This window comes from Ereboglobus luteus (assembly GCF_003096195.1).
GTDB lineage: Bacteria > Verrucomicrobiota > Verrucomicrobiia > Opitutales > Opitutaceae > Ereboglobus > Ereboglobus luteus.
In genome coordinates this window covers 615,891-629,548 of record NZ_CP023004.1, presented here as the reverse complement: position 1 = coordinate 629,548, position 13,658 = coordinate 615,891, and the positions used below count along the sequence as shown (strand labels likewise).

The following is a 13,658-nucleotide window of genomic DNA, read 5'->3' as shown; positions in this document are numbered from 1 at the left end:
CTTCCGTTCTTCCGCGCTTCCGCGATCAATTCTTTTTTGCGTCTCTTGTGCCTTTTTGTGGCTATTCCATTTGGCTAATCGCGAAAACGCGGAAGGGCGGAAGTGCAGAAAAGCTGAGTCAAATTTCCATGATTCCAAACCGGCAGCCTTGGCAGTCCGCGCTACCAAGGCTATTCGGTTGTGGCGAAGTTTCTTAAATGATTCCGGCTTTCCGTCCTTCCGCGTTTCCGCGATCAATTCTTTTGCGCCTCTTGTGCCTTTTTGTGGCTATCCATTCGGTTAATCGCGGAAACGCGGAAGAGCGGAGGTGCGGAAAAACTGAGTCAAATTTCCATGATTCCAAACCGGCAGCCTTGGCAGTCCGCGCTACGAAGGCTATTCGATTGTGGCGGAGCTTCTTAAATGGTTCCGATTTTCCGTCCTTCCGCGCTTTCGCGATCAATTCTTTTTGTGTCTTTCTATTTTCTAAAGTGCTTCGATAAAAAAGGCATCCCCTTTTTGGGGATGCCTTTGCTCGGACCAGTCGGTCAAAACCCATGAACCGGCTTAGAAATCGAAGGTGGCCGTCAGGATGAACTTGCGCGGGTCCATGATGCGATACGAGACGGGGGAGCCGTCGTAGTTTCTCGCGACCACTTGCAACTCTCCGTCTTGGAAGACATCGGTCACATTGAGTTGGATTTTCATGCGCGCTTTGTTGTTGAAGACCTTGCATGTGTAGGCGACCCAGAGGTCGGTATACCAATTGGCGCTGTCATACATCGGGCGCGAGGTGTCCGCCATGTCGATCTTGTTGGGCGTGGCAGGGTTGCTGGCTTTGCCATAATAGCCAATAATGGCCTTGTCCTCCCAGCGCTGGGCGCCGCCAACGGAGAAACCTTTCAGGGGACCATGGGTGAAGACATAGTTGGTAACAAAGGAGGCGCGATACTTCCGTTGTCCCGGCGCAACTTGTCCTTGCAGAATCTTGGCCAATTGCTCCTCCGGTGTCACCACGCCTTCGTAATAGTCGCGGGCGTTTCTGTATCCATACGTATTGTTGGGACCGTATTCGGCTATATAACCCGAACTCTTCCAGAACTCATCCAAAATGACCGGTGTCGTCGAATTGAACGGTGTGTAGGTGGCGTATTGCTGCTTGTCCGCGTTGAGGAAGTCGGCGGCGCGCGCATTCTCCATGAATTGGTTTCGGTGATTATACCACGCGTCGAATTCCTTCAGAACGTTGTTATAAACAGATCTTTGTTTTCCCGCGGTGAGCCGCATGGTCCAGTTGGGAGTGGGATTGTAGTTCATCATGACTTCGACACCCTTGGCCTCCAGCGATTGGGAGCCGTAAGGTATTCCGGGCAGGTTCGTGTAGTAATCATAATCCTGTCCCCATATCCTTGATATTTCCGTCTTGAGCGTGTCCTCGTTGATCGAAGCCCGTGCGAGGTTTACCCAGTCGGCGGTGTCGGTGGGAGCTCCCACGACGTTCATATTGGTGAGGTTGAGCAGGGCGATTCGTTCCGCCCAGCCGCGAAATGAGTTGGTGTCAATGAGAGTGACCAGGCGCGAGCCGGCCGAGCTGGGGTTGATATAGTTGTTCTCGCTGGTTGCCTTGAACCAGGAAATGCGCGTGAAGAGTTTGTTTTGGAACAGCGAGAATTGCACGCCGTAGTCCTTGCCGTCGCCGACAGGTTGGGGCAGGGTGCTGCCGAAGTAATCTATGTAGGATGCGGGAGGCGCGTCGAAATTGTCGGATTTGTTGTAGCTGATGCCAAAGTCGCGCACGAACTCCCAAAACAGATTGCCGTCAGCGGCCCGTTTCTCAATGGCATCCCAGTTAAGGAAGGGTTTCAGGACGAAGCCAACCGTCTTTGTGGTGCCTTTGAGTTCGTTCCAATTTGTCCTGAATGAATTCACGAATTCATCCTGGTAATACCCGTCCACAAACTTTTGCTCTTTGGTTGTGGCGCCTTTGTCGGTTGTGCGGGTTTTGTTTTCATCGCGGCGGATGCCGAATGTTGTGATGAGCCTGTCTTTCCACAGGTAGCTGGTGATTGCCGTGCTGTAGGAGAGGAGTCTGCGTTCCTGCCTGTCGGTGCCGGCGCTGTGGGTGGAGAGCCCCATGGTCATGTTGTAGGGTTCCCATTGGTTGGTGTTGTAATTGTATCCCAGAATATCGCCCGTGTAGGAGGTCGCGCCGGACCACGCGCCGGAGGAGTGCGTGACCACGCCGCTGGGATCACCGGGGGAGGAAAGATAATACATGCGATAGGCGGCCCGTCCATCCTCGCTGCGACCAATCCGGGAGCCGTGGCCGTCAGTGTAGGACCAGGTGCTGCCCAGCGTCGGATCGGGCAGGTATCGCAAGGCGCTCGCCTGATTGCCCGCGCCCACGAACATGAGGCGCTTCCGATAGGTCTTGGTCTCGGTTTCCTGATGGGAGACGAGCCCGAGAATGTTGTGGCGTCCCAACCAGCGGGTCCAACCCTTGTTTTTGGTGAAGTCCGGGGTAAAGGCCAGCATGGCTCGGTATTGGTCGGAGTTGATGCTGGTTTCCCATGTGTCCGCGTCCGTGTCCTCCAGATAGACTTGCCCGAAGTATTTGTTTTCCGTCCCGTCCGGGAGATACAGGTTGGTGTCCACATACAGGGTTGCCGCGTCGAGCTGGGCGACGGTGTAGTTTTGCACCGCCCTGTAGTCCTGCCTGAACCAGCCGGCGCTGAAGTGCAGCAAGCCGGGGAGTATTTCCTGCTCGAACTCAACATTGTAGTTGGTGTTCCGGGCCTCGGCGAAGTTCATCTGGTTGGTGTTGATGTCGGTCCAATCATAAATCGCCGAGTTGGAAACTCCCGGGTCCTTGTAGCTGGGCATGGTTGCGGCGTATTCCGCGGCGTTTCCTTGGGAGCGCGTGTAGGATGCGTTATAGGCGTTATACCAGACGGGGTTTGCCCAGATGTCCGCCTCGGCTGGCGTGACTGTTTTGGTCCCCCAGGATGGGAGCACCCGGTCGGCGGCGGTCTCATAAAACCCGACGCTGTTCCCGCCGTCGAGCATCTGGAAAGGTCTCGACGCATGGATTCCAATGCCGGGAATGCGCATGGGGGATTTTATGTTGGTGATGATGTCCGCCGTGAAAACATTCACGCCGTCGTAGGTGGCGCCCGTGAGCCGTCCGTCGGTTCTTTTTTCGGTATATTTTGCGGTGTCGAAGTTGGGCAGTCCCTTGAGGTAGTTCACCATGTTTTCCGCAAGCGGGGAGTTCGCGTTTGTGACATAGGGCACCACGGAGCCATCCGCGAGGACAAACGCGCCGTTTCGCGGATCATAACCGGGTTTCCCCGCATTGACCCAGCTGGTCACATAATCCTTTGGCGTCATAAAGTTGGGGCGGCGGCCGTCGTTTTTGTAGCCTTCGATGCTGGCGGTGATCTTGGTTCTCTTGAACGGCTGGTAGGTGACGGTGGCATACTGCCTGCGAGTGATGTCGTAGGAGGGCTTCCGCTCGAATTGCTCGTCATTATACAAAAGCGCGCCATAGACGGCCAGTTTGTCCTTGATGAGCGTCTTGTTGAAATTGAACGAGGCGCGGTTTGAGCCGCGGTCATCGATGCGCACCATCACTTGCGCCGTGTTTTTGTTTATCAACGCTTGCGCCATGCTCATGTTGACGATGCCGGCGGGATTGCCCATGCCGAAGAGCAGCGAGTTCGGGCCGCGGTTGATTTCGACGGAGGCGGCGTTGTAGGAATCGAACGGAATCTGGGAGAGCGCCGAATAGTAATTCAACGCCATGCTGGGCGCGCCCATGCCGCGCAGCCGGTTGGCGCCCGAGTTGGTTCTGATTTCACCGCCGCCCGTGCTGTTGCCGCTGATGTTGTCCGCATACCCCGTCGCGGCGCGTCCGGGGGCGCTGATTGGCGTATAGGTTGATGAACCCTCCGCGTTGATTTCATACCTGAACACGTCGTTGATATCCAGCGAGGCGGTGTCTTCCATCTGCTGTTTTGTGATCACCGAGATCGCCGCGCCCAAGTCGGAGATATTTGTTCGCATGCGGCTGCCGGCGAGGGTGTTTTCGGCATAATAACCTTTGTCCTTTGTCGCATCCACTTGGAAGGGGGACATCATGACGACGTCGTCATCAATCGGAGCCGGGGTGGCGGCCCGTGTTGTGACGGGGATCGGCGCGGTGTCGGATGTCGGGGTGGTTTCGGGCCTGACTGCCTGCGCCATCGCCAGCGTGCCGGACAAAACAAGTCCGCCGACGGCCATGGACGCAAAACGCAAACGTGATATCTGTTTATTGGTGTTCATGGGTTCTTCAGTTTCTGGGTTCTTTGTGCGGGGGCCTTGGGTCTCGCACGGGGAGCAAAGCGAAAAAATGACAGTGTGTGGGTCATCGTTTTTTTTGCGGGGTGAGGGGATCCAAGGATTAAGCTTTAGCCGCAGACTGCGCGGGGCTGATTACGCGCGCCAGCTTGCCCGAAAATTACAGTAAGACTTTGATTTTTCGTAAGAATACGAAAGATGGGCATTCAGGGGTTACAACTCACCGCGTGGATGAACGCTTATATGCTTTTGTGGAAATCATCAAAATCGCGGAAGCGCGAAAGGGCGGAAATGCGGAAGTGCTGGGTCAAATTTTCCATGGTTCCAAACCGGCATGACAGTCCGCGCCACGACAGCCATTCGGTTGCGGTGGAGCTTCTGCAGGGCTCCGACTTTCCGCGCTTCCGCGATCAAATCGTTTTGCGCCTCTTGCGCTTTTTGGCGGCTATTCCATTTTGTTTAATCACGAAAATGCGAAAGGGCGAAGATGCGGAAATGCTGCGTCAATTTCTCCATGATTTCGTCTCTCCGTTTTTCCGCCCTTCCGCGCTTCCGCGATCCAAGTGTAAGTTTATTTTGAAAAAACCTGACGGGGTTGCATTTTTGCTGTTTTCGGAACCATTTATGGGCGAACTGTTCAATTCAACATCATGACTAAACATACACGGACAATCGTTTCTCTCACTTTTATTGCGGCGCTGTCGCTTTTCGTATCGGCGTGCGCGGACAAATCGGCGAAGCCGGCGGTGGCCGCCGCGGCCACTATCACGCAAACCGACCCGGCGGTGCTGGTGTCGAAATCCTGGAGGCTGGAAAGCCTTGGCGGGGTTGTGCTGAATGCGTCCGACTACAGGGGGCTGCCCACCTTGCAGTTCGACGCGACGAACACCCGCGCGGCAGGCAAGTCGCCGGTCAACAATTACAGCGGCCTGTATAAACTGGATGGCACGAATCTTTCGTTTGGCATGATGGTTTCGACCCGCATGGCGGGGCCGCAGCCCGACATGGAGCTTGAGAACAAATACAACAAAATCTTCCCCTCGGTGACGGGCTGGCGGATCGTGAACGGAAAGCTCGATCTTCTTGGCGGCGAAACCGTGCTGGCGACATTCATCGAAAAAGTGGAGTGATTCCGGTTGCGAGCGCGTTTTAGACCTTAACGGGTGGGGCGCGCTCGCCGAGAATTACGAGCGGCAAACGCGACGGTTGTCATACTGTCGCTGCCGCTCGGAACATCGAAACCGCCCTGCCTAAAAACGCGGCATAACAAGGCGCGCATGCGTCAAAGCCGCTCACTCATACACCGGGTGTTCGTCCAGGAATATCCAGCGGTCCACGTCGATGGCGTGCGCTTTTAATGCGGCGATGTATTCGTTTTTCTTCACGAGGCTGTCGGGGTTGTTCATCACCATCTGGATTTTTTCATTTGGGATGTGCTGCCTCAAAAGGAGCATCGCGGCGTCGTAGTCGCGGCTGTCGTAACTGATGCCGAGCTTGCGGTAGGACTCGTCGGTGGTGCGGGCCTGGCCGGTTTGCGTCATCATGAGGTCGGTGGCGTAGGCCCCGAAGCCGGCGCCTCGTCCGTCGTTGTAGATGAGCAGGAGCGCGCCGCAGCCGTAGGTTATGATGTGCTTCACGGACTGCTTCATTTTGTCGCGGTTGGCGGCGGTGCGGAGCGGGAAGCGGTTGAAGAGCGCCTCGCTGTGGAGGCGCACCACGGGGATGTCGCCGGCGCGCGGCTGGCCGTGCGTGAGGACGACGTGTTCCTGACAGGTGACGATGTCGTAATAAACGTGCGTGCGGAACCAGTAGGGCGCGGCGAGAAGGTCGGTGACGGTGTCGCCGGGGTTGGCCTTGCGGTGCGCGGCGAGGGCGGCGGGGGAGATTTTTACGAGGTGGCGGTTGTCGCGAAGCGGCGTGTGCTCGAGGATGAGCGCGCGGTGGGCGTCGGTTATTTTTTGGTATTGTTCGCCGGTTAGCAGCGCGCAGTCGTCGACTTGTTTTATGGGGAGAAAATAGCTGGCGGCGTAGATGAAGCGGCGTGCGTTGGCGAGGGCGTGCGGGCGGAAGGCGGCGACGGGCTCGGGCGGCGCGGCGCGGCGGACCTTGCTGACGGTGGGGCGCTTGAGGTTGTGGCCGCCGCAGGTGGCTTTCGATGTGAGGTAGGCGAGGTTGAAGGGGGAGGGCTCGACTTCGAGCGGCTCGGTGGCGGCGATGGGGATGCCTTGCGCGCGGAGGGCGGCGACTTTGTCGGGGTTGTTCGTGAGGACGTTGAAAGGCGCGCGGATGCCGAGGAGGTGGCAGATTTGCGAGATGTTGTCGTAGTGGCGGTGGTCTTTTTTGAGCCCCATCGAGGCGTAGGCGTCGAAGGTGGTGAGGCGGTCGCCGGAGGCTTGCACGATCATGCGGTCGCGCGCCTTGGCGGCGTAGCCGACTCCGCGGCCCTCCTGCATGAGATAGAAGAGGATGCCGCGGCGTTTTTTGGCGATGAGCACGAGCGCGCTTTCGAGTTGTTCGACGCAATCGCAATCGCAGCCGCGCAGGGTTTCACTTGTCACGCACGAGGAGTGCATGCGGATGTGGAGAGGTTCGGCGCTGGTGATGTCGCCGTGCGCGAGCGCGATGAGGTAGTGCTTGTCGATGATGTCCTGAAAAATATGCGCGCGGAAACTGCCAAAGCGCATTTCGAGTTCGCAACTGGCGAGGTAGAGCGTCTGGCCGTGCAGCGGGCGGTCCTCGGGCGAGAGTGGCGCGAGGGCGCTTCCCTCGGCGTGGTGAAACTGGCGGATGAGCGCTTCGAAGTCGGGAGTGTTTTTAAGCGTGGTCAAGGCGGCGGTGTGTTTAGCCCGCGTGGTTGAACGGGAAGAGTTGGAAAAATTTCAGGAAAAAGATGACGGCGATTATGTAACCGATGACTGTGATGGATCGCGCCCTGCCGGTAAAGAGCGCAAGCAGCACCGACGCGAGAATCCCGATGCCGATGCCGTTTGCGATGCTAAAGGTGAGCGGGATCGCCATGATCGTGAGCACGGCGGGCGCGGCGGTGGTGAAGTCGTCCATTTTGATCTCAACGACGGACTGCATCATAAAAACGCCGACGATGATGAGCGCGGGCGCGATGGCGGCGTTGGGGATGCACAGGATGACGGGTGTCAAAAACAGCGCGAGCAGCATGAGCACCGCGACGGTGACGCCGGTCAATCCGGTGCGCCCGCCCGCCTCGACGCCCGACGCGGACTCGGCGTAGCTGACGACGGTCGATGTGCCGAAAAGCGCGCTGCATGTGGCGGCGAGCGAGTCGGCTACGAAGACGCGCCCGATGCGCGGCAGCGAGCCGTCGTCGCGCAGCAGCCCGGCGCGCTTGGCGACGCCGATGAGCGTGCCGATGCTGTCGAACATAGAGATCAGCAACAGCACGAGGATGACGGGGACCGCCTTGATAAACGCGTCCCAACTGGAGAGAAAACCGAAGGTGAGCTTGAAAAAATGCGGCTCTGGCGAGGCGGGCAGCCAGCGCGCGGTGGCGAGGTCGAGGTGCGTGATCGCGCGGCCGTTTGCGCCGGTGATGAACGCGCCGGCGACTGTCGTTGCGATGATGCCGATGATGATCGCGCCGGGCACGCGGCGCGTGACCAGAATCATCGTGAATATGATTCCGCCGAGGCAGAGCGCGACCTCGGGGGTGGCGAAGTTGCTCGCCGCGAGAAGCGTGTCGCGGTCGGCGACGACGATGCCGCCCTTTTGCAACCCGAGAAACGCGATGAAAAGCCCGATGCCGCAAGTGATGGCGATCTTGAGCGAGTAGGGCAGCGAATCGACGATGCGCGCGCGCACCTTGGTCACGGACAGGATGAAAAACAGGATGCCGTTGATGAAAACCATGCCGAGCGCGTCGGACCAGCCCGTGCCCAAGTCGCGGCAGATTGTGTAGGTGAAAATGGCGTTGATGCCCATGCTCGGCGCCATCGCGAGCGGGTAGTTTGCGAGCAGCGCCATGAGGATGGTGGCGACAGCGCCGCTGAGCGCGGTGATGGTGACGAGCGCGGCCTTGTCCATGCCCGCGTCGGCCAGGATGCCGGGATTGACGGTGAGCACGTAGGCCATCGCGGCAAACGTCGTCAGCCCGGCCAGGATTTCGCGCGAAATCGTGGTGCGATTTTCCTCAAGCTTGAAGATTCTCTGGAGCGTGCCTTTCACCTTTTTGATTGATGCGCGAAGCATGTCGAAGCGGACGGCGGGCGGGCGAGCTTGTTTTGCGGCGCGGGCAATCCAAATGCGCTTTTTGGGGTTAAATCTGTTGCCAGCTGCGCGGCGCGATTCCTAGCGTTGCGGCATGACAAATCCCACGCCCGCGGAGACCGTCTCCGATGTTTTTGCCCCACGCCATAATTCGCCGACCGAGGCCGATGTTGCGAAGATGCTCGAAACACTCGGGCAGCCGTCGCTCGACGCGCTCATCGACGCCACCGTGCCCGCGGGCATCCGGCTCGGGCGCGAGATGAAACTTCCCGCGGCCGCGGGCGAGAGCGACGCGCTGGCGGAATTGCTGGCGGTCGCGCGCCAAAACGAAATGCGCCGCTCGTTCATCGGCCGCGGTTATTACGGCACGCGCACGCCGTCGGTCATTCGCCGCGCCATTCTCGAAAACCCCGGCTGGTATACGGCCTACACGCCCTACCAGGCGGAGATTTCGCAGGGCCGCCTCGAGGCACTTCTCAACTTCCAGACGCTCGTCACCGACCTCACCGCGCTCGACATCGCCAACGCCTCGCTGCTCGACGAGGCCACCGCCGCGGCGGAGGCCATGACGCTTTGCCATCGCATGGCGAACAACGCCGCGCGAAACACGTTCTTCGTTTCCGACGCGTGCCATCCGCAAACCATCGACCTCATCCGCACACGCGCCGAGCCGCTCGGCATCAACGTCGTCACGGGCGATCACGCGAAAGCCGCGCCCGACGCCACCTGGTGCGGCGCGATCGTGCAGTATCCCGACACGCGCGGAAACATTTGCGACTACGCCGGGTTCTTCGCCCGCGCGCACGAGGCGGGCGCGCTCTGCGTGGTGGCGGCGGACCTGCTCGCGCTCACGCTGTTGCGCGCGCCGGGCGAGTTCGGCGCCGATGTCGCCGTGGGCAGCACGCAGCGCCTCGGCGTGCCGATGGGTTTTGGCGGGCCGCACGCCGGCTACATGGCGACCAAGGACGCCTGCAAGCGCCAGATGCCCGGACGACTCGTCGGCGTGTCGAAGGACGCGCAGGGCGCCCCCGCGCTCCGCCTCGCGCTCGGCACGCGCGAGCAGCACATCCGCCGCGACAAGGCCACGTCGAACATTTGCACCGCGCAAGTGCTCCTCGCCGTGATGGCGTCGATGTATGCCGTGTATCACGGGCCGGAGGGATTGCGCAAAATCGCCCGCCGCGCGCACGCGCACACACTGCGCCTCCAGTCCGCGCTTCAGGCCGCCGGCATCGCCACGAACGACGCTCCGGTTTTCGACACGCTTTGTATCCAAAATGTGGATGCGTCCGTCATTCACGCCCGCGCCTCCGCGAAGCAAGTCAACCTCCGCGCAATCGACGCGAGCACCGTCGGCGTGTCGCTCGACGAGACGACAACCGACGCCGATGTCGAGGACCTCATCCAAATCATCGCCGGAAAATCCGTCTCCCCCATTCCGCAATCCGCAATCCGCAATCCGCATTTCCGCACCAGCGCGTTTCTCACGCATCCGGTTTTCAACAGTTACCACACCGAGCACGAGATGCTGCGCTACATCAAGCGGCTCGAGGCGCGCGACCTGTCGCTCTGCCATTCGATGATCTCGCTCGGCTCGTGCACGATGAAGCTCAACGCCGCCAGCGAAATGCTCCCGATCACCTGGCCGGAGTTTGCGGCGTTGCATCCGTTTGCGCCGGCGGAGCAGGCGCGCGGTTACGAGAAGTTGTTTTCCGACCTCGAAACCTGGCTCGCGGAAATCACCGGCTTCGCCGCGGTTTCGCTCCAGCCGAACTCCGGCGCGAACGGCGAATATGCGGGCATCATCACGATCCGCCGCTACCTCATCGCGCAAGGGCAGGGGCGCCGCAACATCTGCCTCATTCCGGTCAGCGCGCACGGCACGAATCCCGCGACGGCGGTGATGGCGGGCATGAAAGTGGTCGTCGTGGCGTGCGACGCGGCGGGCAACATCGACGTCGCCGACCTTCGCGCCAAGGCCGCCGAGCACGCGGACAACCTCGCGGCGATCATGGTAACCTATCCCTCGACACACGGCGTGTTCGAGGCGCCGATTCGCGAGATTTGCGACATCGTGCACTCGCACGGCGGGCAGGTTTACATGGACGGCGCGAACATGAACGCGCAAGTCGGCCTCACCTCGCCGGGTCACATCGGCGCGGACGTCTGCCACCTCAACCTGCACAAAACCTTCGCGATCCCGCACGGCGGCGGCGGCCCGGGCGTCGGCCCGATCGGCGTGGCAAAACACCTCGCGCCGTTCCTGCCCGGACACTCGCAATACAACACGCCCGGCGCGGTCAGCGCGGCGCCGCACGGCAGCGCGAGCGTGCAGCCGATCACGTGGATGTATATTCGCATGATGGGCGCGGCGGGGCTCACCATGGCGACGAAGCTCGCGATCCTCAACGCCAACTACATCGCGCGCCGGCTCGACGCGCACTACCCGATTCTCTACAAGGGCGCGACGGGCCATGTCGCGCACGAGTGCATTATCGACTGCCGCCAGTTCAAGAAGCACGGCATCGAGGTGGACGACATCGCGAAGCGCCTGCAGGATTACAACTACCATGCGCCGACGATGAGTTTCCCCGTGCCCGGCACGCTCATGATCGAGCCGACGGAAAGCGAATCGCTCGTCGAGCTGGACCGTTTCTGCGACGCGCTCATCGCGATCGCGAAGGAAATCGCGGACGTCGTCGAGGGCCGCGCGGACAAGACGAACAACGTCCTGAAAAACGCGCCGCACACGGCGAAGGTCGTCTGCGCGGACACATGGGACCGGCCCTATTCGCGCGAGCAGGCGGCGTTCCCGACCGCGTGGGTGCGCGAGCACAAGTTCTGGCCGTCTGTTGGCCGCGTGGACAATGTTTACGGCGATCGAAATCTCGTTTGCAGCTGCCCGCCGCTCCCGGCTGATGCCTGAGGGGCGAGGAATATTTTTTCAGAATCCCAACAATTCACAAATCATCCCCATGAAAACAGCCCAAGCCCCGTTGTTGCTGGTGCTCGCGCTCGCCCTGTGCCTGGGCGGCGCGCGCGCGTCGGCGGAATACAATTATCCGAACAATCGTTTTCCGCTGGCGCGGAAACCCTACGTCGAGCTTCCGCTCGGGAGCATCAAGGCGAAGGGCTGGTTGCACGAGATGCTGAAACGCCAGAAAACCGGCGCGACGGGACAAATGGACACGCTGTATCCGCAGGTGATGGGCCCGCGCAACGGCTGGCTCGGCGGCGACGGCGACCAATGGGAGCGCGGCCCCTACTGGATCGACGGACTGCTTCCTCTTGCGCACATTTTGGATGACGAGGCGCTGAAGGAAAAGGCGCGCCCCTGGGTTGAGTGGGCGCTTGCGAGCCAGCGCGAGGACGGTTTTTTCGGCCCCGCCAAAAACTACGGACGCGAGCCGGGGTTGCAGCGCACGAATGCCGAGGATTGGTGGCCGCGCATGGTGGTCCTGAAAATCCTGCAACAGCACCATTCGGCGACGGGCGACGAGCGCGTGATCGGTTTTATGACGCGGTATTTTCAATACCAACTAAAAACGCTTCCCGAGAAACCGTTGGGCAATTGGACTTTTTGGGCGCGGTTCCGCGTGTGCGACAATATTCAAGTTGTGTATTGGTTGTATAATATAACGGGCGACGGATTTTTGCTGGAGCTTGCCGACCTGCTCCACAAGCAGGGGCATGACTTCACGGGGATGTTTCTCAAGGGCGAGGACCTTGCGCGCTTCGCGAGCATTCACTGCGTCAACCTCGCGCAAGGCATCAAGGAGCCCGCGGTGTATTATCAGCAGCATCCCGAGAAAAAATACCTCGACGCCGTGCGCAAGGGATTCGCCGACCTGCGCAAGTTCAACGGGCACGCGCAGGGCATGTATGGCGGCGACGAGGCGCTGCACGGCAGCAATCCCACGCAAGGCTCCGAGCTGTGCTCGGCGGTGGAGTTGATGTATTCGCTCGAGACAATACTCGGCATCACCGGCGACACGGCCTTCGCCGACCATTTGGAGCGGGTGGCGTTCAACGCGCTGCCCACGCAGATCACGGACGACTTCATGTATAAGCAATATTTCCAGCAGGCGAACCAAGTGATGGTGACGCGCCACATCCGTAACTTCGATGTTCTCCAGCACGGCACCAATCTCGTTTACGGACTGCTCTCGGGTTATCCCTGCTGCGCCTCGAACATGCACCAAGGCTGGCCCAAGTTCACACAAAACCTCTGGCATGCGACGCCCGACAACGGGCTCGCCGCGCTGGTTTATTCGCCGTCGGAAGTCACCGCCAAAGTGGCCGACGGACGTCGCGTGAAAATCACCGAGGACACGTATTATCCGATGGACGATCGCATCCGCTTCACCGTGCAAATCGAGGACAAGGGTGTTTCCGAAATCAACTTTCCGCTGCACCTGCGCATTCCCGGTTGGTGCAAAAAAGCGGAGATCAGCGTGAACGGAAAACCGGAGCGCAGTGCCGCCGCCGGCGAAATCGCCGTGATCCGTCGCGCGTGGAAAAGCGGGGACGTTCTCGAACTGAGCCTGCCGATGCAGGTGAGCACGAGCACATGGTATGAAAACTCAATCGCGGTGGAACGCGGCCCGCTGGTGTATGCGCTGCGGATGGAGGAACAATGGACGAAAAAGAAGTTCCCCGACGAGGACGTGACGCGCTACGGCGAGCATTATTACGAAGTCACCTCGCCCGACAACTGGAACTACGGCATAGTCAATTTCAACAGGAAGAAGACAGCGGAGCACTTCAAGGTCACGGTCGATCCATCCAGGCAGAAGGCGAAGTATTTTTGGAATTTGAAAAACGCGCCCGTGCAAATAAAGGTGAAGGCAAAGCGGATTCCCCATTGGAAATTATACAATGAGATGACCGGCCCGATTCCCTTCACGCGGCTCAAGCCGGGCGACGATTACGGGCAGCCCGAGGAGGAAATCACCCTGATCCCCTACGGCTGCACCACGCTGCGAATCTCGCAATTCCCCGTCGTGAAGTGACCGCTTCGCAACGGCGTCGGGGTAGGGCGGTTTCGCCGTTCCGGGCGTCCGCGGTATTCCGACCGCCGCCGCGTTTATCCCTGGATG

Annotated in this window: 7 protein-coding genes; 4 read left to right on the top strand and 3 right to left on the bottom strand. The window is 59.9% G+C overall.

The annotated features are described in order from the left end of the window. Positions 1-546: 546 nt before the first annotated feature. The gene (locus tag CKA38_RS02390; RefSeq protein WP_108824071.1) at positions 547-4,305 is read right to left on the bottom strand and encodes a TonB-dependent receptor; all 3,759 of its coding nucleotides are present in this window, start codon (positions 4,303-4,305) and stop codon (positions 547-549) included. Between the two features lie 213 nt (positions 4,306-4,518). Between CKA38_RS02390 and CKA38_RS02385 the strand changes: the two genes are divergently transcribed. Both CKA38_RS02385 and CKA38_RS02380 read left to right on the top strand, forming a co-directional pair. Next, positions 4,519-4,974 carry a hypothetical protein gene (locus tag CKA38_RS02385; protein WP_108824070.1) on the top strand — a complete coding sequence of 152 codons (456 nt, stop codon included), beginning with the start codon at positions 4,519-4,521 and terminating at the stop codon, positions 4,972-4,974. Beyond that, positions 4,971-5,450, top strand: a complete 480-nt coding sequence (locus CKA38_RS02380; protein ID WP_108824069.1) for an META domain-containing protein — start codon at positions 4,971-4,973, stop codon at positions 5,448-5,450. The genes CKA38_RS02385 and CKA38_RS02380 overlap by 4 nt, the downstream gene beginning before the upstream one ends. 162 nt (positions 5,451-5,612) lie before the next feature. On the opposite strand, the gene CKA38_RS02375 is transcribed toward CKA38_RS02380, so the two are convergent. Next, complete coding sequence (locus CKA38_RS02375) at positions 5,613-7,148, bottom strand: GTP cyclohydrolase II (RefSeq protein ID WP_108824068.1); 1,536 nt, start codon at positions 7,146-7,148, stop codon at positions 5,613-5,615. 13 nt (positions 7,149-7,161) lie between these two features. Further along, positions 7,162-8,541 (bottom strand): NCS2 family permease, encoded by a 1,380-nt coding sequence (locus CKA38_RS02370; RefSeq protein ID WP_108824067.1) that lies wholly within the window; start codon positions 8,539-8,541, stop codon positions 7,162-7,164. Between the two features lie 112 nt (positions 8,542-8,653). Between CKA38_RS02370 and gcvP the strand changes: the two genes are divergently transcribed. Together gcvP and CKA38_RS02360 are read left to right on the top strand one after the other, a co-directional pair. Beyond that, positions 8,654-11,485: an aminomethyl-transferring glycine dehydrogenase gene (gene gcvP / locus CKA38_RS02365; RefSeq protein WP_108824066.1), complete on the top strand. Its 2,832-nt coding sequence runs from the start codon at positions 8,654-8,656 to the stop codon at positions 11,483-11,485. Between the two features lie 49 nt (positions 11,486-11,534). Next, positions 11,535-13,571 (top strand): beta-L-arabinofuranosidase domain-containing protein, encoded by a 2,037-nt coding sequence (locus CKA38_RS02360; RefSeq protein ID WP_108824065.1) that lies wholly within the window; start codon positions 11,535-11,537, stop codon positions 13,569-13,571. Positions 13,572-13,658 lie beyond the last annotated feature (87 nt).